The organism is Rhizobium lentis (assembly GCF_014200175.1).
Taxonomy (GTDB): Bacteria; Pseudomonadota; Alphaproteobacteria; order Rhizobiales; family Rhizobiaceae; genus Rhizobium; species Rhizobium mulingense.
Genome location: NZ_JACHBD010000001.1, coordinates 63,624 through 83,727 on the forward strand (window position 1 = coordinate 63,624; position 20,104 = coordinate 83,727).

The 20,104-nt window shown below is 61.8% G+C and carries 17 protein-coding genes and 1 pseudogene; 5 read left to right on the forward strand and 13 right to left on the reverse strand.

Annotated features, from left to right (window positions below; translation table 11 throughout):
* Positions 1–15 precede the first annotated feature (15 nt).
* Positions 16–479: pseudogene (locus GGI60_RS00340) on the forward strand (GNAT family N-acetyltransferase).
* 95 nt (positions 480–574) lie between these two features.
* Here GGI60_RS00340 and GGI60_RS00345 read toward each other — a convergent pair.
* From GGI60_RS00345 to GGI60_RS00390, 10 genes are all read right to left on the reverse strand, one after another.
* Positions 575–1,399, reverse strand: coding sequence for an inositol monophosphatase family protein (locus tag GGI60_RS00345; RefSeq protein WP_183913562.1), 825 nt, complete (start codon positions 1,397–1,399; stop codon positions 575–577).
* A gap of 28 nt (positions 1,400–1,427) precedes the next feature.
* Complete coding sequence (locus GGI60_RS00350; RefSeq protein WP_183913560.1) at positions 1,428–2,255, reverse strand: inositol monophosphatase family protein; 828 nt, start codon at positions 2,253–2,255, stop codon at positions 1,428–1,430.
* A 48-nt stretch (positions 2,256–2,303) separates the two neighbouring features.
* Positions 2,304–3,167 carry a tRNA 2-thiocytidine(32) synthetase TtcA gene (gene ttcA / locus GGI60_RS00355; RefSeq protein WP_183913558.1) on the reverse strand — a complete coding sequence of 288 codons (864 nt, stop codon included), beginning with the start codon at positions 3,165–3,167 and terminating at the stop codon, positions 2,304–2,306.
* Between the two features lie 57 nt (positions 3,168–3,224).
* On the reverse strand, positions 3,225–4,154 hold the full coding sequence (locus tag GGI60_RS00360) for a glutaminase (RefSeq protein WP_183913556.1): 930 nt from the start codon (positions 4,152–4,154) through the stop codon (positions 3,225–3,227).
* 72 nt (positions 4,155–4,226) lie between these two features.
* Positions 4,227–4,844, reverse strand: coding sequence for a 30S ribosomal protein S4 (gene rpsD / locus GGI60_RS00365; RefSeq protein WP_183913554.1), 618 nt, complete (start codon positions 4,842–4,844; stop codon positions 4,227–4,229).
* A 225-nt stretch (positions 4,845–5,069) separates the two neighbouring features.
* Entirely contained in the window at positions 5,070–6,581 is a 1,512-nt protein-coding gene (locus GGI60_RS00370; protein ID WP_183913552.1) for an ATP-binding protein, read from the reverse strand.
* A gap of 128 nt (positions 6,582–6,709) precedes the next feature.
* Positions 6,710–7,510, reverse strand: coding sequence for a glutamate racemase (gene murI, locus GGI60_RS00375; protein ID WP_183913550.1), 801 nt, complete (start codon positions 7,508–7,510; stop codon positions 6,710–6,712).
* Entirely contained in the window at positions 7,491–8,321 is an 831-nt protein-coding gene (locus GGI60_RS00380; RefSeq protein WP_183913549.1) for an RNA methyltransferase, read from the reverse strand. The genes murI and GGI60_RS00380 overlap by 20 nt, the downstream gene beginning before the upstream one ends.
* Before the next feature lie 4 nt (positions 8,322–8,325).
* The gene (locus GGI60_RS00385; protein WP_183913547.1) at positions 8,326–10,365 is read right to left on the reverse strand and encodes an FUSC family protein; all 2,040 of its coding nucleotides are present in this window, start codon (positions 10,363–10,365) and stop codon (positions 8,326–8,328) included.
* A gap of 96 nt (positions 10,366–10,461) precedes the next feature.
* Complete coding sequence (locus GGI60_RS00390) at positions 10,462–10,989, reverse strand: hypothetical protein (RefSeq protein ID WP_183913545.1); 528 nt, start codon at positions 10,987–10,989, stop codon at positions 10,462–10,464.
* A gap of 297 nt (positions 10,990–11,286) precedes the next feature.
* On the opposite strand from GGI60_RS00390, the gene GGI60_RS00395 reads away from it, so the two are divergent.
* The 3 genes from GGI60_RS00395 to GGI60_RS00405 all read left to right on the forward strand — a co-directional run bounded on the left by GGI60_RS00395 (position 11,287) and on the right by GGI60_RS00405 (position 13,725).
* Positions 11,287–12,498, forward strand: coding sequence for an NADP-dependent isocitrate dehydrogenase (locus GGI60_RS00395; RefSeq protein WP_183913543.1), 1,212 nt, complete (start codon positions 11,287–11,289; stop codon positions 12,496–12,498).
* Between the two features lie 67 nt (positions 12,499–12,565).
* On the forward strand, positions 12,566–13,012 hold the full coding sequence (locus tag GGI60_RS00400; RefSeq protein WP_183913541.1) for a GNAT family N-acetyltransferase: 447 nt from the start codon (positions 12,566–12,568) through the stop codon (positions 13,010–13,012).
* An 86-nt stretch (positions 13,013–13,098) separates the two neighbouring features.
* Positions 13,099–13,725 carry a glutathione S-transferase family protein gene (locus GGI60_RS00405; RefSeq protein ID WP_183913539.1) on the forward strand — a complete coding sequence of 209 codons (627 nt, stop codon included), beginning with the start codon at positions 13,099–13,101 and terminating at the stop codon, positions 13,723–13,725.
* 73 nt (positions 13,726–13,798) lie between these two features.
* Here the strand turns inward: GGI60_RS00405 and GGI60_RS00410 are convergent, their stop codons facing one another.
* From GGI60_RS00410 to recA, 3 genes are all read right to left on the reverse strand, one after another.
* The gene (locus GGI60_RS00410; RefSeq protein ID WP_183913537.1) at positions 13,799–14,650 is read right to left on the reverse strand and encodes a GyrI-like domain-containing protein; all 852 of its coding nucleotides are present in this window, start codon (positions 14,648–14,650) and stop codon (positions 13,799–13,801) included.
* 336 nt (positions 14,651–14,986) lie between these two features.
* Complete coding sequence (gene alaS, locus GGI60_RS00415; RefSeq protein ID WP_183913535.1) at positions 14,987–17,641, reverse strand: alanine--tRNA ligase; 2,655 nt, start codon at positions 17,639–17,641, stop codon at positions 14,987–14,989.
* A 153-nt stretch (positions 17,642–17,794) separates the two neighbouring features.
* Positions 17,795–18,883 (reverse strand): recombinase RecA, encoded by a 1,089-nt coding sequence (recA, locus tag GGI60_RS00420; protein WP_064685493.1) that lies wholly within the window; start codon positions 18,881–18,883, stop codon positions 17,795–17,797.
* Positions 18,884–19,112: 229 nt separating this feature from the next.
* Between recA and GGI60_RS00425 the strand changes: the two genes are divergently transcribed.
* Positions 19,113–20,057, forward strand: coding sequence for a carbohydrate kinase family protein (locus GGI60_RS00425; protein ID WP_183913533.1), 945 nt, complete (start codon positions 19,113–19,115; stop codon positions 20,055–20,057).
* The last annotated feature ends 47 nt before the right edge of the window (positions 20,058–20,104 follow it).

Here is a 20,104-nt window from a genome sequence, read left to right on the forward strand (position 1 = left end):
GGAAAGGCATTTCCGATGGACGACCGAATTCTGATCAGGCCTTACGCGCCAAGCGACGCAGTCGCAACGATCGCGCTGTCCGGGAGGTTTCATCGAAAGACTATTTGCCCGCTCAGATCGAGGCTTGGGCGAAGGTGGAAGATCGCAGCCTATGGGCGAAGCGCCGGATAAGCAGGCCTGGCTGGATCGCGGAAATCGATGGAGTGCCGGTGGGATTTTCCGACCTGACCGAAGACGGATGCCTAGACATGATGTTCGTGCACCCTGAATTTCAGGGGCTCGGTATCGCAAGCCACCTGTTGAGCAGGGTCGAGAAGGAAGCGTTGAACCTCGGATTCACGCGAATTTATACGGAAGCGAGCCGAACCGCCCGACCGTTTTTCGAGCGCAGGGGTTTCCGTGTGATAACGAGGCAAACCGTCGAGAAACGCGGGCAAAGCCTGGAAAATTTCCGCATGGAAAAGCTCTACACGGAATAGGGCGCGAGCCACCGATACACCTATCCGAATGAACTCGGCCGTCCCGTCGCAGATACGGCCGCAAAATCAGTGCTCTGCGGCCGGTTTTCATGCGTTCAAACGGTAACCACCTCACGGCGCAGCACTTCCCATGAGGCCTTGTCTGGGGCAATCAGCAGCCCGCCGTCGAGATGGTGTGGTAGGTAGGAAGAACCGTCGAAACGGGCGGCATGGGCGCCGGCCTCCTGGGAAATGAGCGTGCCGGCGAGATGATCCCAGGGCATCAGCTTGTTGTACATGAGGTAATGCACATGGCCGCCCGCAAGGGTGCGGTATTCGTGAGCCGCGCAGCGGTAGTTGGTGAGGAAGCGCACCTTGGCGAGATTGCCGAGGATCTCGGCCCGCTTCTCCTGCGGCAGGTAGCCGGTGGAGGCCATGCCGACCATCTGGTCGAGCGCGACAGGCTCGGCCGCGCGCAGCCGCCGCGCTTCGCCATCCGGCCGCCGCAGCCAGGCGCCGCTTCCCCTTTCCGCCATCACCCAGTCGTCGCCCATCGGATCGTAAATGATGCCTGCAATCGTCTCGCCGCCGGAAACGACCGACGCCATGACGCCGAAGGCCGGGATGCCGGCGGCGAAATTGAACGTGCCGTCGACCGGATCGACGACGATGGCGAGATCGGCATCGGCGAGCCTGCCGAGCAGTGCCGGCACGGCCGAGACCGATTCTTCGCCGACGAACAGGGCGCCCGGCCAGAGCTGTTCGGCTTCCGCCTTGATCATCCGCTCGGCCTGCTCATCGGCCTCGGTAACGAGATCGGTCGCCTCGCTCTTGGCGCGCACATCGTCCCGGCCAAGCCGGCGGAAGCGCGGCAGAATTTCCGCTTTCGCCGCCCGGCGCAAGAGATCGGCAAGGGCGGTCACGTCGACAGTCGCAGTCATGTCAAATCCTTTCAGGAAGCGTGTCAAATCAGATGCCGATGACCTCGCGGCGGATCAGCTGCCAGCTGTCCCTGTCGGGTGCTGAGATAATGCCGCCCGTCGTCTCGCCGGGGCGATAGGGGGTGCCGTCGAATTTCGCCGTGTGGCCGCCGGCCTCCTGATGCGCGAGCACGCCGGCCAGGTGATCCCAGGGCATCAGCTTCGCATGGCCGATGAAATGCAGCTTGCCGGAGGCAACCATCCAATATTCGTAGGCCGAGCAGTTGAAAGCAAAGGTCATTCTGATCTTCGCCAGGTTGGAGCAGATGCGCGAGCGATCCGGGTCGTCCATATGGCCCCATGAGATGCCGCCGACCATCTGGTCCAGGGCGGCGGGTTCCGCCACCTTGAGCCTGCTCGATTGGCCGTCCTGTCGCGTCAGAAAGGAGCCCGCTCCCTTGATCGCCATCACCGTATCGCCGAGGACGGGATCATGAATGATGCCGGCGACCGTCTCGCCCCTGACGGTCACCGCCAGCATCGTCCCGAAGACCGGAAGCCCGGCGGCGAAATTGAAGGTGCCATCGACAGGATCGATGACGAAGGCGAGCTCGGCGTCGGCAAGGGCCGGAACGACGGACCGATCGACGTCATAGGCTTCCTCGCCGACAACGAGTGCTGCGGGAAAACGCTCTTTCAGCGCCGCGGTGATCTTGTGTTCGGCGAGCACGTCCGCCTCCGTCACCAGGTCGATTGCGGACGTCTTTTCGGAAACGTCGGCAGTGCCCAGATTGCGAAAACGCGGCATGATTTCGGCGCGTGCCGCCTCCCTGACGCTAGCGCCAAGAAAGAGAATATCCTTATCTGAAATGCTCATGCGAAATCATGTCCTTCATGCAGCGACCAGCCTCCCGCAGCCGGCCTTTCACGAAGGGTCGGTGACTGTCAAGCCGGAAAACTCGAAGAGCTTCGGATCGAGCAGATGCGACGGGTTCACATGCGAAAGCGCCCGCAGCATCGTGTCCTTGCGTCCGGGCATGCGCCGTTCGATATCGGCGAGCATGTCCTTCATCGCATTGCGCTGCAGCCCGTCCTGGGAGCCGCAGAGATCGCACGGGATGATCGGAAACTGCATGGCGACGGCGAACCTGGCAAGATCGTCCTCGGCGGCATAGGCGAGCGGCCGAAGCACCATCAGGTCGCCCTCGTCGTTCAGAAGCTTTGCCGGCATCGAGGCAAGCCGCCCGCCGTGAAAGAAATTCATGAAGAAGGTTTCGAGAATGTCCTCACGGTGATGGCCGAGCACCAGTGCGTCGCAGCCCTCCTCCCGCGCAATGCGGTAGAGATTGCCGCGCCGCAGCCGCGAACAGAGCGAGCAATAGGTGGCGCCTTCGGGCACTTTTTCCTTCACGATCGAATAGGTGTCGCGATATTCGATCCGATGCCGGACGCCGATCTTTGTCAGATAGTCCGGCAGCACATGCTTTGGAAAGTTCGGCTGTCCCTGGTCGAGATTGCAGGCGATAAGTTCGACAGGCAGCAGCCCGCGCCATTTCAGATCGAGCAGCAGCGCCAGTAGACCGTAGGAATCCTTGCCACCGGAGAGGCCGACGAGCCAGCGCTTCTGCCCCTTCAGCATGTCGAAATCGTCGAAAGCCTGACGTACTTGCCTGAGCAGGCGCTTGCGCAGCTTGTTGAAGGACACCGAACGTGGCGCATCGGCAAAGAGTGCAAGACCAACGCCATCGTCCGCTTCGAGCTCATCCGCGATATTAGCTGCGATATTCATTGCTTGTCCTATCGAAGGTGAACTTGCCATAGCAGAAAGCGGCCTGACAACACAGCCTCAATCGCCGAAAACCGACCAGCCGGTGCGGGCCGCAAGCATCTCCAGCGCCACGGCGCCAAGCTGCGAATTGCCGACCTTGTTCAGCCCCGGCGACCAGACCGCGATCGAAGCAATGCCGGGCGCTACCGCAAAAATGCCGCCGCCGACGCCGCTCTTGCCGGGCAGGCCGACATGATAGGCGAAGTCACCCGAGCCGTCGTAATGGCCGCAGGTCAGCATCAGCGCATTGATGCGCCGCGCCCGCTTCGGCGAGACCACCGAATGACCGGTCATCGGATTGCTGCCGCGCGCTGCCAGGAACAGCCCGGCGCGGGCGAGCTGCTCGCAGCTCATCGACAGGGCGCATTGATGGAAATAGACGCCGAGCACGTGGTCGACGGGGTGGTCGAGATTGCGGTAGGCGCGCATGAAGTTCGCGAGCGCGACATTGCGGTACCCCGTCTGCGTTTCCGAGCGCGCCACCTTGTCATCGATGGTGATCGACTCGTCGTCGGCGAGATAACGCACGAAGCGCAGCAATTCGCCGATCGCCTCGCGTGGCGCATGACCGGCCATGACGACGTCGGTGACCGCGATCGCGCCGGCATTGATGAAGGGATTGCGCGGAATGCCGCTCTCGTGCTCGAGCTGGACGATCGAGTTGAAAGCCGATCCTGACGGCTCGCGTCCGACGCGCTTCCATAGACCTTCGCCGACCTTGCCGAGCGCCAAGGTCAGCATGAAGACCTTGGAGATGCTCTGGATCGAGAAGGCGATATCGGCGTCGCCGATACGATAGACCTTGCCGTCGACAGTGACGATCGCCATCCCGAACTGTCGTGGATCGACCTTGGCGAGCTCGGGTATATAGTCAGCGACCTTACCCTCGCCGACCCGCGGCAGAATATCGGTGTAGATGCTGTCGAGGGTCGCCTGCAAATCCGCCATCGCTTCTCTCCGGATAACAAAAAAGCCGCCCGAAAGAGCGGCTTTTCCATAAGCGAAAACGCCTGGTTCTTCTTAGCGCGAATAGAATTCGACGACCAGATGCGGTTCCATGACAACGGGGAACGGAACGTCGCTGAGCGTCGGAACGCGACCATACGTGGCGACCATCTTGTTGTGATCGACTTCGATATAGTCGGGAACGTCGCGCTCGGCGAGGCTGACGGCTTCCAGAACGGTCACCAGCTGCTTCGACTTCTCGCGAACTTCGATGACATCGCCGGCCTTGCAGCGATAGGAACCGATGTTGACGCGAATACCGTTGACGGTGACGTGGCCATGGTTGACGAACTGACGGGCAGCAAAGACCGTCGGAACGAACTTGGCGCGATAGACGATCGCGTCGAGGCGGGATTCCAGAAGGCCGATCAGGTTTTCGGAAGTGTCACCCTTGCGGCGGGCGGCTTCGGCGAAGATCGCGCGGAACTGCTTTTCGCGCAGGTCGCCATAATAGCCCTTGAGCTTCTGCTTGGCGCGCAGCTGCACACCGAAGTCCGAAAGCTTGCCCTTGCGACGCTGGCCGTGCTGGCCCGGGCCGTATTCGCGGCGGTTCACCGGGGACTTCGGACGGCCCCAGATGTTTTCGCCCATACGGCGGTCAATTTTGTACTTGGACGATTCGCGCTTGCTCATCGTATTTCCTTTCAAAGGTTTATGGCGGTTTGTTGCCAAACCGCGCGAAGGAAACACGCCCTCCTCTGATCTCTTCCGAGACCTGACAGGATGTTTCGGTTACGCGAACAGAAACGATCCACGGGACATGTCAAATGAAACACCGGACATTGCTGCCCGGTGCTTGGCGCGGTCTTTAGAGGCCCGTCATGAAAATGTCAACTGCGCCAAAGCCCGAAAGCGCGACTATTCCGCAGCCAACGGCTGATCGCCGGTATCAGGTGCGTTCGCATCACCGGGTGCGGTCTGGCAATTCATGTCGGGGAAAGCCACGATACGTTTGCCGGAGAAATCCGTGTGCACGACGACGATCCCCTGCTCCTCGAAATAACCGAGCAGGCGGCGGGCGCGCCGCGCCGAGTGGGTGCCATAGGCACGGGCGATGCGCGCGTCGGACGGGCACGGTTCGCCGCAGACGGCCGCCTTGGCGAGCATCAGAAAGACGCCCTGCAGATCGTCGGTGACGCTTGCGGACAGCGACAAGGCCGTCGCCCATTCATCGCTCGCCGCTGTCGCCGCGTCGACACCGGAGCGGGAGATCGCCACGCGCCGGCGGAAATCCGGCAATGCGATCGGCGGTCCCGGCACGCGGCGCATGCGCAGCCGCACGAGAAAATCCTGATAGAGCACGGCATCGGTGCGGAAAGCGGAGGTGGGATCGTCGAGTATTTCGGCAAGCACGCCGGCGAGGCGTTCCTCCCGCTCCTCGGCGGAGATTTCCACCTGGCTCGCCCTCGCCTCGACGGGCGCAGGCGACGCCGCCGGCGTCGAGCGTGAGAGCTCCGCCAGTATATCGGTGGTCGGCCGCGGCGCCGGCGGCGCGCGGCGCACGGGCGCACGCTGGAACTCCTCCGGATCGGGCGTGAAGATCAGGTCCTCGACATCCTGCGGCGCATCCGGCAGCGGCATCAGCTTCGGGCTGGAGGAGCGCGCCGATGTTTCCACCGCGCCGATCTGGATCGGCAGCGGCCGGCGCGACAGCGCCGGTCCGAGAGCAACGAAATTGCCGCGTTTTAGATCGCGAAACATCTCGGCCTGACGCCGGTCCATACCGAGCAGGTCGGCGGCGCGCGCCATGTCGATATCGAGAAAGGTGCGGCCCATCAGGAAGTTCGAGGCCTCGGCCGCGACGTTCTTGGCGAGTTTGGCAAGCCGCTGCGTGGCGATCACCCCGGCAAGCCCGCGCTTGCGGCCGCGGCACATCAGGTTGGTCATCGCCCCGAGCGACATCTTGCGTGCATCTTCCGAGACATCGCCGCCGACCGAAGGCGCGAACATCTGCGCCTCGTCGACGACGACGAGAACGGGATACCAGTATTCCCGATCGGCATCGAACATGCCGTTGAGGAAGGCGGCAGCGGCACGCATCTGCTGCTCGATGTCGAGTCCTTCCAACGTCAACACGCAGGACACCCGATGCTGGCGGATACGGTTGGCGATACCTGCCAGCTCCGCCTCGGTGCGCTCGCCATCGACGACGATATGGCCGAACTTGTCGCTGAGGGTGACGAAATCACCTTCGGGATCGATGATGACCTGCTGCACCCATTGCGCGGATTGCTCGAGCAAACGGCGCAGGAGATGTGACTTTCCCGATCCGGAATTGCCCTGCACGAGCAGGCGGGTCGCCAGCAGCTCCTCGATATCGAGCGTCGCCGGGTTGCCGGACGCCAATCCCATATCGATACCAACCTGCAATGCCGATCCTCGCGACGAAAAGACTCACATGAACGAAGCACCATTCTTCCGAAACGGCAACGCCCCGTCTATCAAAGAATCTGCTGATTTTCAGGGCCGGATTTCGCCAACCCACAGGACAATTCCCCTCATGCCCTCAAGCCGAATCCCTGCATCAGCCGCCGCGTGGCGAAATCCTGCTGGCCTGAGGTAAACACGGCGAAGTCGAAATTGTCGGGATGCACGGCATCGGCAACCAGCGGAACCAGCGTGCGGGCGCGGCGCGCGATCGCTTCGGCCGGATCAAGCCAGTCGACCGGCCACGGCGCAATCCGCCGGAAAAGATTGGCCATGAAAGGATAATGCGTGCAGGCAAGCACGACGATATCTGTCTTCTGACCATCCTTCTCGACGAAACACTGGTCGATTTCGGCCAGCACCGCGTCGTCGGAGACGGCGTCGCCGCGAATATAGGCTTCGGCCATGCGCGCCAGGTTCTGCGAGCCGACGAGACGGACATGGCATTGCTGCGCGAAGGACTGGATGAGATCGCGTGTATAGGCCCGCTTCACCGTTCCCGGCGTTGCGAGCACCGAGACGAGGCCAGAGCGCGTCCGCTCCGCCGCCGGCTTGATAGCCGGCACGGTGCCGACGAAGGTCATCTGCGGAAAGGCGGCGCGCAGATCGGCGCCGACGAGGGTAAAGGCGGTGTTGCAGGCAACGATGCAGACTTCGGGGTCGTGCTCCGCGAGCAGCCGGCCGAAGAGCCCGATCACACGCTCCTTCAGCGCCTGTTCCTCCCAGCCACCATAGGGAAAGCCGGCATCGTCGGCGACGTAGATGAAGCCGCGCTCCGGCATCAGCACGCGCGCCTCGCGCAGCACGGTCAGCCCGCCGATGCCGGAGTCGAAGAGAAGGATGGGTTTCAGCTCACGCGTCGTCGCTGTCATCTGGCGGTGTTTCCTTGGCCGATGTCGGGAACCTGCCGCCGCGCGGGCTCTTGCGCGAGAAGCGGTCGAGGGAAGAGATGACGCCGCGCAGCACGCTGATTTCCTGCTCCGTGAAAGCCCGGCGGGATAGAACGGCACGCAGGTTGTCGACCATTTTTGGCTTTTTCCCGGCAGGATGGAAATATCCGCGGGCATCGAGCGCCTCTTCCAGCTGATCGAACAGCCCGAAGAGCTGTTCCTTGGTCGAGGGCTTCTGTTCCATCGCCTGGAACGGCACGGCGCCGATATCCTCCATGCCGGATTTCATCCATTCATAGGACATCAGCAGCACGGCCTGGGCTATGTTCAGCGAGGCGAAGGCCGGGTTGACGGGAAAGGTGACGATCTCGTCGGCAAGCGCCACTTCCTCATTGGTCAGCCCCCAGCGCTCGCGCCCGAAGAGGATGCCGGTCCCCTCGCCCGCACGAAACCTCGATCGCAGCGTCTCGGCGGCGACGACCGGCGAACGCACCGGCTTGAAACCGTCGCGCTCGCGCGCCGTCGTCGCATAGACGAAATTGAGATCGGCAATCGCCTGCTCCAGCGTATCGTAGACCTTCGTCGCCGCGATCACATGATCGGCCTTGGAGGCCGTCGCCTGCGCCTTCTCGTTCGGCCAGCCGTCACGCGGATTGACGAGGCGCAGTTCGGCAAGCCCGAAATTTGCCATGGCGCGCGCCACCATGCCGATATTCTCGCCCATCTGCGGCTCGACCAGAATGATGGCCGGCCCCTCGGCCAGAAGTTGACGCTCGCTGTTCGTGCCCGCCATGGTCTCATCCTTGTTTTGAGCGCGCAATAGCCTCGTCCGCAGCAAACGGCAAGACGTCGGCCTGCGGATAGAGCCTTTCCAGCGCCGAACCGATCATTTCGAGCCCCAGCCTGGCGCCTTCGCGCGACAACGGCAGATGTCGTCCTGTCGTCCGCGATGCCTTGCGCTTGATCAGGAAGCAGCTCGATCTGCGCGCGGCGGCCTTGTCGATCAGCGCCAGGTCCGCCGCGATCAGCCTGTTCAGATTGTCGTCGGCGGCCGGCGCTTCATAATTTTTCGCCAGGATACGCGCCCAGTAGGTGCAGGACAGGAAGATCGCCAGAGTCTGGCGGATCCGGCCGGGCCGCGTCACCACCGACCAGGAAGAGCCGAGTGGCCGCGCCGCCACCGTTACATCACGGTAGCAGCCATCGATCTTCTGCGACAGCGCCATCAGCTCGAAACCGCTCTTGCCCTCACTGAGGGCGCCAAGCAGATCGCGCAGCGCCTGGAACCAGCGGGCAATCGCGGAATCGAGCGTGCTGCGCGTGCGCGTGGGAAAGACGATGAAGGCGACCGCCGTTCCCACCACCGCACCGATAAGGGTCTCGCCGATGCGCAGCTTCAAGAGATCGAGCGTCAGCACGCCCGTCATGCCGTAGACCAGGCAGAGCACGATCGAGATGAAGAAGGTCATGGTCGCATAGGAAACCTGCAGAAAATAGAAAGCGAGGAAAATACAGACGGCGGCAACCGGGATGGCGATATCAGGCTCGCCTGAAATCAGCGTTGCCAGCACAAGCCCGATCGCAATCCCGAACACGGTCCCGAGCGAGCGCGACAGCGCCCTCATCGCGGTGTCGCCGCGCGAAGTGGTGTTGGTGAAGACGAGGAAGGAAGCAAGCACCGCCCAGAACCAGCGCTCGCGCGACAAGAGCAGTCCGAAGCTCATGGCGATCGCCGACGCGATCGTGATCTGCAGCACCGACCGCAGCAGCGGATTGGCAAATGAAAAGTCAATCGCCTGGGGTTGCGCCGTGTCCTTGACTGTATCGATGCCGGAAAAGCCGGAGGCCCGCCCCGTGTCGATCGCCTGCGTCAGTTGCTGCTGCGCCTCGCCGAGCCAGAGCAGCGCCCGCACCGTCTCGCCCTGCGGCGCGTCCCTGGCGGCTTCCGCCATCCCTTCATAGGTGGCGAGCGCGGCCTTGTCGGCTTCGATCACCGCGTGAATGAGCGCGAAAGGCGGCGGGCTCTGAAAACTCAGCACGATCGCACTCTCGGCCGCTAGATGCGCGTCGAAGAGCCGGATCGCCAGTTCGGCGGCGGGGTCGGCGGTGGCGTCAAAGACGCCGGCCGGCGGGCGCGGGATGAAGGTCTCCGCCATCAGCACCACTTCCTTCAGCCGGTCTTCCAGCTGGCGCAGTTCCTGCCGGTCGGCTTCACCAATCTCGGCGCCGCCGGCGATGGCGGCCAGCTTGAAGAGGATCTGGTTGATCCGGCCCCTGACACTTTCGAGCGAACGCAGCAGGTCGCGCCGCCAATCGTCGGGCAGCAGCACTGCCCTCACCAGATGGCCGACAAGCACCGCGACGACGGGGCCGATCGCCACCGCCGGCAGTTCAGCGAGCTGCGGCCGGAAATAGGCGCCCATGAAATAAGAGGTGAACGCGAACATGCCGATGGCAAAGCCGCGCGGCCCGAACACCCGTCCGGCCGATGCGAGCGCGATCACCACGAGGAAGACGAGATCGGAGAGAAAGCGGCGATCTTCGAGCCCCGCCGCAATGCCGACGACAGCAAGGCTGGCGGCACATCCGAAAAGCCGCGTTACCAGCTGGCGGGAACTGCCCTTGTCGCGCACCGCCACGCCGCCTTCGATCGACAGCACGATGCCGAGGCCGAAGGCCGCGGTCGGCAACGGCAGGATGAACATGTCGATGGCAAGGAGGACCAAAAAGCAGAAAGTGATCGTCAGCGTCACCCGCAGCGCCATGCGCAAGCGCGAAAGTGCCGGATCGTTGGCAAGCAACCAGTCGCGAGCCTGAAAGCCGGAAAACAAATGCAAAACCCCTCATGCCGCGGAAGGATCGACAAATAGGCCCATGCCTGGCGAAAGCGAGCCGTCCTGGATCGGATCCCGACGTTTCCGAATGTCGCGCGCCTATTGGCCTTTGGCAATCAGCGCCATCGTCGCCTTCAGGGAATCGTGGGCCTGCGTTTCGATATTCTCGCTGACGATATCGTCGATCACCGGCTGGCCGGCCTCCTCGACCACCTCGAAGCGAACGGTCGTAAAGTCCTTGGCATCAGGCGCTTCCGAACAGGCGGATTTCCTGAAGCGCACCGTGACCTCGGTCATCCCGTTGACCGGGGGCGCCGCCGCCATCGTCAGATCCTCCAGCGGGCATGCATCCTGGCCGTTGACGATGACGTCGTAGTCGAAGGGCGATATGCCGTCGTCGTCAACGGCGGGAAATTGCGCAGCCGCCTGGTATCTGGCGGCGAAGTCCTTGCTGTAGAGACGATCGAGCCGGCTCGCATCGAAAATGTCGGTCCAGTCGCTGTTGTTGTCGGCCCAGTTTCTCTTGGTCGCGTCCATGATCTCCTGCACGGGAGCGGTGGCATCGGCCGCATGGGCAGCGCCTGAAAAGCCGATAAGGCTTGCGATAACAACGGCGATTGTCTTCATGGTCGAATGTTCCGGGGCGGGCAAATCAAGGCGGACACAGAGCATGATGCCGAAAAGTGTGAGCGGTTTTCGGACAACATCATGCTCTAACTCTTTAATTTAGAACAGGATGATTTTAGGCCGATCCGGCCTAAAATCATCCTGTTCTAGCCAGATTTCAGCGCTTGGCAATGGCGGCAAAAACGCATTGTAAAAGCCGTTGCAGCTTTGCGTTCCTGGTTCACAATGCTATAGCGCTCCTCATCACGTCACCCACCTGGGACGCTTGTCCCCTTCAAGCTCGAACGAGGCAGATACATGAACAAGATCAAGGTCGCCAATCCCGTCGCCGATCTCGACGGCGATGAAATGACGCGCATCATCTGGCAGCTCATCAAGGATAAGCTGATCCATCCGTATCTCGACCTCGACATCGACTATTACGACCTCTCGGTCGAAAACCGCGACGCCACCAACGACCAGGTCACCGTCGACGCCGCCAACGCCATCAAGAAGTACGGCGTCGGCATCAAGTGCGCGACGATCACCCCGGATGAAGCCCGCGTCAAGGAATTCAACCTCAAGGAAATGTGGAAGAGCCCGAACGGCACGATCCGCAACATCCTCGGCGGCGTCATCTTCCGCGAGCCGATCATTTGCCGCAACGTGCCGCGCCTCGTTCCCGGCTGGACGCAGCCGATCGTCGTCGGCCGCCATGCCTTCGGCGACCAGTACCGCGCCACCGATTTCAAATTCCCCGGCAAGGGCAAGCTGACGATCAAGTTCGTCGGCGAAGATGGCACCGTCATCGAGAAGGAAGTCTTCAACGCGCCGGGCGCCGGCGTTGCCATGGCCATGTACAACCTGGACGAGTCGATCCGCGAATTCGCCCGCGCCTCGATGATGTACGGCCTGATGCGCAAGTGGCCGGTATACCTGTCCACCAAGAACACCATCCTGAAGGCCTATGACGGTCGCTTCAAGGACATCTTCGAGGAAGTCTACGAGACCGAATTCAAGGATCAGTTCAAGGAAGCCGGCATTACCTATGAACACCGTCTGATCGACGACATGGTCGCCTCGGCGCTCAAGTGGTCGGGCGGCTACGTTTGGGCCTGCAAAAACTATGACGGCGACGTCCAGTCCGACACCGTTGCCCAGGGCTTCGGCTCGCTCGGCCTGATGACCTCGGTTCTGCTGACGCCGGACGGCAAGACGGTCGAAGCTGAAGCCGCCCACGGCACCGTCACCCGCCACTACCGCCAGCACCAGAAGGGTCAGGAAACCTCGACGAACTCGATCGCCTCGATCTTCGCCTGGACCCGCGGCCTCGCTCATCGCGCCAAGCTCGACAACAATGCCGAACTCTCCAAGTTCGCCTCGACACTGGAAAAGGTCTGCGTCGACACCGTCGAATCCGGCTTCATGACCAAGGATCTGGCGCTGTTGATCGGTCCCGATCAGCCGTGGCTTTCGACCACCGCCTTCCTCGACAAGATCGACCAGAACCTTCAGAAGGCAATGGCGTAAGCCAGCCCTTTCGGATAGCATTGAAACGGCGGGGATTTCCCCGCCGTTCTTATTTAGGAACGAACCGATGACGGCCATCCTGCGACCGCTTGAACCCTCCGACCGCGCCGCTTGGGAGCCTTTATGGGAAGCATATCAGCGCTTCTACGAGGTGGTCATTCCGCCCGAAACTACGGATCTGACCTGGGCGCGCTTCCACGATCCCGATGAACCGATGCATGCACTCGGCGCCTTCGGCGAAGACGGCAGTCTCGTCGGCATCGTCCATGCCATCTTTCACCGCTCCTGCTGGCTTCCGCAATGGACCTGCTATTTGCAGGATCTCTATGTCGAAAATAGCCAGCGCGGCCTCGGCACGGGAGCCGCACTAATCGATGCGGTCGCCGATCTTGCGCGCGCAAACGGTGCGGGCAGGCTCTACTGGATGACGCACGAAACGAATGCCACGGCGCGGCGGCTGTACGACCGGACCGCCGAACGCTCAGGCTTCATCCAGTATCGCAAAGCTCTCTGACGATCGGACTTGCACAAACACCTCGCCGCGCTATTGATTGCGGGCGACGGCAAAGCCGGCCGTAGGGGCAACAGGAGGAGCATGTCATGACCGAAGAATTGGTATTTTACACGAATCCGATGTCACGCGGGCGCATTGCCCGCTGGATGCTCGAGGAAATCGGTCAGCCCTATCGCACCGAACTCCTGACCTTCGGCGAAACCATGAAGGCGCCTGAATATCTTTCGCTTAATCCAATGGGCAAGGTTCCGGCAATCCGCCACGGCAACACCGTGGTCACCGAATGCGCAGCAATCTGCGCCTACCTCGCCGACACCTTCCCGGAAAAGGGGCTGGCCCCAAGACCGGAAGAGCGCGCGGCCTATTACCGCTGGATGTTCTTTGCCGCCGGCCCGCTGGAATCGGCGGTGACGATGAAGGCGCTCGGCTTCGAAATTCCGACGGAGCGCCTGCGCATGGCTGGCTGCGGTGGTTTCGGCGATGTCATAAACACGCTGGAAATCGCTGTCTCCCGTTCGACCTACATTGCCGGTGAGCGCTTCACCGCCGCCGACGTTTATGTCGGCTCTCATATCGGCTGGGGCCTCAGCTTCGGCAGCATCGAAAAACGCCAGGCCTTCATCGATTATTTCGGCCGCATCAGCGAGCGTCCGGCCGGCAAGCGCGCCAAAGCCCTGGACGACGAGGCCGGCAAGACCGTGCAGGCGGCCTGAACGTTTGATAACGACATGCATAACCAAGGAGCTACGGAGAACGCGGTATCTCAGCCGCGTCCCCGGGACGAGGTCAGGCAAGCGGCATGTGGATTTCGGTTAGAAGCTCGGTGGGAGGCACGTCGCGCGGATTGTTGAGATATTCCTCGAACATGACGCTGTCCTTCAGCTGCCGCCCTGATTTGGGCAGCCATTCCGCATAAAGCCACTGATAGGCCCTGTGCATGTCGGCATAGGGTCCCTTGTGGCGCAACACCGCATAGTTGCCGGCATCGATGGTGCGCCGCTCGAACGGCGCTTCGGCCGGCAGGTCGGGCGTTCCGGTGACACAGGCGATCGACCGCAGTTGTGCAGCCGGCACAATATCGGGATCGTCGAGATAGACACCGATCATCCGCATGCCTGGCTTTGCCAGGCCGCGGGCGTAAAGCGTGCCGAACAATGTCTCGAAGGCTTTGCCGATCTGCATGTAAGAGCCGGTATGGGCGACACCGATCAGCTCGGTCGGTGCGATCACACGTATAGTAACGTCGAACATGTTTTGGGTCTTTCCGTTAGGTGAGGGTTCAAAGGCTGTATGGCTTCCCTCTTTCCTGTAGCGGGCCGGCGGCATGCCGTAGACCGACTTGAAGATGCGATTGAAGGATTGGAGATTGGGATAGCCGGATCGCTTCGCAATCTCGCTGATGGCAAGCTCCGTGCGGACGATCTCGCCCGCCGCGCGATGCAGCCTCAGCCGCTTGACGGTGGCCGCCAGCGTCTCGCCATAGATCGCCCGGTAGATCCTGTGCCAGTGATAGCTCGACAGGCAGGCAATCTCGGCCAGGCGCTCCATATCCAGCTCCTCGTCGAGGTGGTCGTGAATATAGGCCGAAACCCGTCTCAGACGGTTTTCATACAGCGCCCATGCCGTTTCGCCATTCATGTCAAACCTCATTGCAAATCGATCGGCTGCAGAGAACCATATCCCGATTTGACAAATCCTGCTGACTTGCCGGCTCCGGATGCCAACGCTACGCGGCAGAAGAAGAGTCGCTACCTACTACGCCGCCTCACCTGCCTCATTCCTGTGCTCGTCACAGGAATCCAGCCACGGCGCGTCGGCGCCGTGAATGAATCTTTCGCGCCCAAGAACTTGGGCGCACAGGATTCCTGTGACAAGCACAGCAATGAGGGAGCTCTGGGAAAATGCCGAGTAAAGAACGTTCACAGCCAAACTAAGGCGGGAGCCGAGCTTCCGCCTTAGGAATCAACCGTCAGTTCAGCCGGCGAGAGCCAAGGCCACCGCCTCGATCGCCTCGTCGGCCTTCGATCCATCCGGACCGCCGGCCTGCGCCATGTCGGGACGACCGCCGCCGCCCTTGCCACCGAGGGCGGCCGAGGCGATGCGGACGAGATCAACGGCGCTGTAGCGCTCGACGAGATCTGACGTCACCGCGACGACCGCGCTCGCCTTGCCGTCATCGGATACGCCGATAAGAGTGATCACGCCCGAGCCGATGCTGGTCTTGCCATCATCGGCAAGCCCCTTCAGATCCTTGGGATCGACGCCCGATATCGATTTGCCGAGGAACTTGACACCGGCAACTTCGCGCACTGCATCGCCCGAGCCGCCCTGCCCGCCGCCCATGGCGAGTTTACGCTTGGCGTCGGCCAGTTCCTTTTCGAGCTTGCGGCGCTCGTCAATCAGCGCTTCGACGCGCGACAGAACTTCCGAAGGCTGAACTTTCAGCGAGGCGGCAAGCGTCTTCACGCGCTCGTCTTGTTCGGCCAGATATTCGCGCGCCGATTCCCCAGTGACGGCCTCGATGCGGCGAACGCCGGCGCCGACAGCACTTTCGCCGAGAACGCGAATCAGGCCGATCTGGCCGGTGGCTTCGACATGCGTGCCGCCGCAGAGTTCGATCGAATAGGGCTTGCCGGCCTTGGCGCCGCGCACACCCTCGCCCATCGCCACGACGCGGACTTCATCGCCGTATTTCTCGCCGAACAGCGCCATCGCGCCTTCGGCGATCGCATCGTCGACGCTCATCAATCGCGTGGTGACCGGCGAATTCTGCAGCACGATCTCGTTTGCCATATCCTCGACAATCTTCAGCTCTTCGGCCGACATCGGCTTCGGATGCGAGACGTCGAAACGCAGGCGCTCGGGCGCGACCAGCGAGCCCTTCTGGGCGACATGGGTGCCGAGCACCTCGCGCAGCGCCTCATGCAGCAGGTGCGTCGCCGAGTGATTGGCGCGCAGGCGCGAACGGCGGGCATGATCGACCGTCAACGCGACAGCATCGCCATCCTTGACCACCCCTTCGATGACCGTACCCAGATGCACGAACAGGCCCTCGCCTCTCTTCTGAGTGTCCGATATCTCGATCTTGCCGTGGTCGGACGAGATCACGCCGGTATCGCCCATCTGGCCGCCCGATTCGCCGTAGAACGGCGTCTGGCTGACCACGATCTGCACCTTGTCGCCGGCCTTGGCCTCGGTCGAAACCGCGCCGTCCTTGACAATCGCCTGCACGACGCCCTCAGCCGTTTCGGTGTCGTAGCCCAGGAATTCGGTCGCGCCATGCTTTTCCCTAAGCTCGAACCACACGGTTTCTGTCGCCTTTTCGCCGGAACCGGCCCAGTGCGAGCGGGCTTCGGCCTTCTGGCGCTGCATCGCGTCAGTGAAGCCGGAGATGTCGACGCCGATCTCACGGGCACGCAGCGCATCCTGTGTCAGATCGAGCGGGAAACCGTAGGTGTCGTAGAGCTTGAAGGCGGTCTCACCATCCAGCATATCGCCCTTGGAAAGATCCGTCGTCGCATCCGACAGAAGCGACAGGCCGCGTTCCAGAGTCTTGCGGAAGCGGTTCTCCTCCAGCTTCAGCGTCTCCGAAATCAGGGCCTCGGCGCGTACCAGTTCCGGATAGGCGCGGCCCATCTGCTGCACCAACGTCGGCAGCAACTTGTACATCAGCGGCTCCTTGGCGCCGAGCAGCTGCGCATGGCGCATGGCGCGGCGCATGATGCGGCGAAGAACATAACCGCGGCCCTCGTTCGACGGGAGCACGCCGTCGGCGATCAGGAACGCCGAGGAGCGCAGGTGGTCGGCGATGACCCGATGGCTGGCGCTACCTTCTGCCTTGACGCCCATCGTATCTTCGATGCCGCCGATCAGTGTCCGGAAGAGATCGGTGTCGAAAACGCTCTGCACGCCCTGGAGAACACAGGCTATGCGCTCCAAGCCCATGCCGGTATCGATCGATGGACGCGGCAGCGGGTTGCGAACACCCGGCTCGATCTGTTCGAACTGCATGAAGACGAGATTCCAGAACTCCAGGAACCGGTCGCCGTCTTCTTCCGGCGAACCGGGAGGACCGCCCCAGACGTTCTCGCCCTGGTCGATGAAGATTTCAGAGCATGGGCCGCAGGGGCCGGTATCGCCCATCTGCCAGAAATTGTCGGAAGTCGGGATGCGGATGATTCTGTCGTCGGAAAAACCGGCGATCTTTTTCCACAGCGTCGCTGCCTCCTCGTCCTCGGAATAGACGGTCACCAGCAGGCGATGTTTCGGCAGGTCGAAGCCTTCCGTCACGAGCTTCCAGGCAAGCTCGATCGCATTCTCCTTGAAATAGTCGCCGAACGAAAAGTTGCCGAGCATTTCGAAGAAGGTCAGATGGCGGGCGGTATAGCCGACATTGTCGAGGTCGTTATGCTTGCCGCCGGCGCGCACGCATTTCTGCGAGGTCGTCGCCGTCGAATAAGGACGCTTTTCCAGGCCGGTGAAGACGTTCTTGAACTGCACCATGCCGGCATTGGTGAACATCAGCGTCGGGTCGTTGCGCGGCACGAGCGGGCTCGACGGAACGATCTCGTGGCCGTTCTTCTTGAAATAGTCGAGGAAGGTCGACCGGATATCGTTCACGCCGCTCATTCTATGCCCTTCAATGCTGCCGGAGGCAGATAAATACAAATCCATCGGCTTTTAACGTTCGCCTCCGCCACTGTCCAGCCGACAAACGAAACCGGCCGCATTCTCATCAGGAATGCGGCCGGTGGAGATATCCGATAAGATCAGGCGCGAAACTTACATGTCCGCGGCGGCATCGCCGTCATCCGCATCCGGTCCGCCGTTCTGCAGGAAGCGGTCGGCGATGAGACCGGCATTCTGGCGCAGCGCCAGTTCGATTTCGCGGGCGAGATCCGGGTTGTCGCGCAGGAAGGTCTTGGCGTTTTCGCGGCCTTGGCCGAGACGTTGGCTGTTATAGGAGAACCAGGCGCCCGACTTTTCCACGATTCCGGCCTTGACGCCGAGATCGACGAGTTCGCCGGTCTTCGATACGCCTTCGCCATACATGATGTCGAATTCGACCTGCTTGAACGGAGGTGCCATCTTGTTCTTGACGACCTTGACGCGGGTCTGGTTGCCGACCACCTCTTCGCGCTCCTTGACCGAGCCGATGCGGCGGATGTCGAGGCGCACGGAGGCATAGAATTTCAGCGCATTGCCGCCCGTCGTCGTTTCCGGCGAACCGAACATGACACCGATCTTCATGCGGATCTGGTTGATGAAGATCACCATGGTATTCGACTTGGAGATCGAGGCGGTCAGCTTGCGCAGCGCCTGGCTCATTAGGCGTGCCTGCAGACCGGGAAGGCTGTCGCCCATTTCGCCTTCGATTTCGGCGCGTGGCGTCAATGCGGCGACCGAGTCGACGACCAGAACGTCGACGGCGCCGGAGCGCACCAGCGTATCGGTGATCTCAAGCGCCTGCTCGCCGGTATCCGGCTGCGAGATCAGAAGGTTTTGGAGATCGACGCCCAGCTTGCGGGCATAGACTGGATCGAGCGCATGTTCGGCGTCGACAAAGGCGCAGATGCCGCCCTTCTTCTGCGATTCCGCGATGGTCTGCAGCGCAAGGGTCGTCTTGCCCGAGCTTTCCGGCCCGTAGATTTCGATGATGCGGCCCTTCGGCAGACCGCCGACACCAAGCGCGATATCGAGCCCAAGCGAACCCGTCGAAATCGTCTCGATTTCGATGACATTCTCGTTGGAACCGAGTTTCATGATCGAGCCCTTGCCGAACGACCGCTCTATCTGTGAGAGTGCCGCTTCAAGCGCCTTGCTTTTGTCCACCGATTTGTCCTCTACCAGCCGCAATGAATTCTGAGACATCTGATCCACCTTTAGGTTATTGAAGCCGCCCAAGCAATGTCGAGTTTGTACCCCATTTGTTCCACTCTCGCAATAGGCGATCAAACGATTGAAAGAAAAAGGTAAAACAGCCCGTGTTCTATATTTGTTTTATCGATGCAAAGCAACGGCTTAGGCCAGATGCGCCGGCGCTGCCGCGCCAGAAGGCACCGATCTCGATTCGCACTTCGGGCATCGCAAAGCAATTGAAATGAAGAAAAAGGTTCTTGTTCTCGGCGGCGCCCATATCGACCGGCGCGGCCGCATTTCCGGGGAAACGGCACCAGGCGCCAGCAATCCCGGCACCTGGTTCGAGGAGCCGGGCGGCGGCGGCTTCAATGCGGCGCGCAACCTTGCAAGGCTCGGTTTTCAAGTGACAATGATTTCGCCGCGCGGCGGCGATCACATCGGCCAGATGGTCGGCGAAGCCGCCGATTTCGCCGGCATCAACGACCGGCCCTTCGTTTTTCTCGACCGCAAGACACCGAGCTACACCGCGATCATCGAGAGGGACGGGAACCTGGTGATTGCCCTTGCCGACATGGATCTCTACCGCTTCTTCGTGCCGCGGCGGCTTTCCATCCGCTGGGTGCGCGAAGCCTTCGCCGCGCATGATCTCATCCTTTTCGATGCCAATCTGCCGGAAGAGACGATCGTTGCAATCGTCGCCAAGGCACGGTCACTGGCCAAGCCCGTCGCGGCGATCGCCATTTCGCCGGCCAAGGTCGTCAGGCTGAAATCCTGCATCGCGGATATCGACTACCTGTTCCTGAACGAGGCTGAAGCCGTAGCTCTTATTGGTGGACGGCCGGAAGACGCCGGCGGCTGGCCGCCGCTTCTGAACGAGATCGGCATCCGGAGCGCCGTCGTCACCCGCGGCCAGCGCGAGCTGGTCGCGTTTTGCGACGGCCGTGCCGTGACGCTGCAGCCGCCGATCGCCGAGACCCTCGCCGATGTCACCGGCGCCGGCGATTCCCTTGCCGCCGGCACGCTCGCCGCCTTGATGCGCGGCCTGCCGCTTGAGGAAGCCGTCCGCCACGGCACCGCGGCAGCAGCGCTGACTGTGCAGTCGCCGCATGCCGTCAACGAAAATCTGACGCCGGATCTGCTGAATGAGGCGCTTGCCCTTGTTCCCCAGATCAGAATTCTGCATTGAAGCGGCCAAATGAAATAGTCGAGCATGATGTCGTCGCAAAACCGCCG

What these genes read in the sequence shown, in the direction of transcription:
- GGI60_RS00395 (WP_183913543.1), top strand. Translation starts at nt 11,287, where the DNA reads ATGAACAAGATCAAGGTCGCCAATCCCGTCGCCGATCTCGACGGCGAT.
- GGI60_RS00350 (WP_183913560.1), bottom strand. Translation starts at nt 2,255, where the DNA reads ATGAGCATTTCAGATAAGGATATTCTCTTTCTTGGCGCTAGCGTCAGG.
- GGI60_RS00410 (WP_183913537.1), bottom strand. Translation starts at nt 14,650, where the DNA reads ATGAATGGCGAAACGGCATGGGCGCTGTATGAAAACCGTCTGAGACGG.
- GGI60_RS00380 (WP_183913549.1), bottom strand. Translation starts at nt 8,321, where the DNA reads ATGGCGGGCACGAACAGCGAGCGTCAACTTCTGGCCGAGGGGCCGGCC.
- ttcA (WP_183913558.1), bottom strand. Translation starts at nt 3,167, where the DNA reads ATGAATATCGCAGCTAATATCGCGGATGAGCTCGAAGCGGACGATGGC.
- alaS (WP_183913535.1), bottom strand. Translation starts at nt 17,641, where the DNA reads ATGAGCGGCGTGAACGATATCCGGTCGACCTTCCTCGACTATTTCAAG.
- GGI60_RS00405 (WP_183913539.1), top strand. Translation starts at nt 13,099, where the DNA reads ATGACCGAAGAATTGGTATTTTACACGAATCCGATGTCACGCGGGCGC.
- GGI60_RS00390 (WP_183913545.1), bottom strand. Translation starts at nt 10,989, where the DNA reads ATGAAGACAATCGCCGTTGTTATCGCAAGCCTTATCGGCTTTTCAGGC.
- murI (WP_183913550.1), bottom strand. Translation starts at nt 7,510, where the DNA reads ATGACAGCGACGACGCGTGAGCTGAAACCCATCCTTCTCTTCGACTCC.
- recA (WP_064685493.1), bottom strand. Translation starts at nt 18,883, where the DNA reads ATGTCTCAGAATTCATTGCGGCTGGTAGAGGACAAATCGGTGGACAAA.
- rpsD (WP_183913554.1), bottom strand. Translation starts at nt 4,844, where the DNA reads ATGAGCAAGCGCGAATCGTCCAAGTACAAAATTGACCGCCGTATGGGC.
- GGI60_RS00345 (WP_183913562.1), bottom strand. Translation starts at nt 1,399, where the DNA reads ATGACTGCGACTGTCGACGTGACCGCCCTTGCCGATCTCTTGCGCCGG.
- GGI60_RS00360 (WP_183913556.1), bottom strand. Translation starts at nt 4,154, where the DNA reads ATGGCGGATTTGCAGGCGACCCTCGACAGCATCTACACCGATATTCTG.
- GGI60_RS00425 (WP_183913533.1), top strand. Translation starts at nt 19,113, where the DNA reads ATGAAGAAAAAGGTTCTTGTTCTCGGCGGCGCCCATATCGACCGGCGC.
- GGI60_RS00400 (WP_183913541.1), top strand. Translation starts at nt 12,566, where the DNA reads ATGACGGCCATCCTGCGACCGCTTGAACCCTCCGACCGCGCCGCTTGG.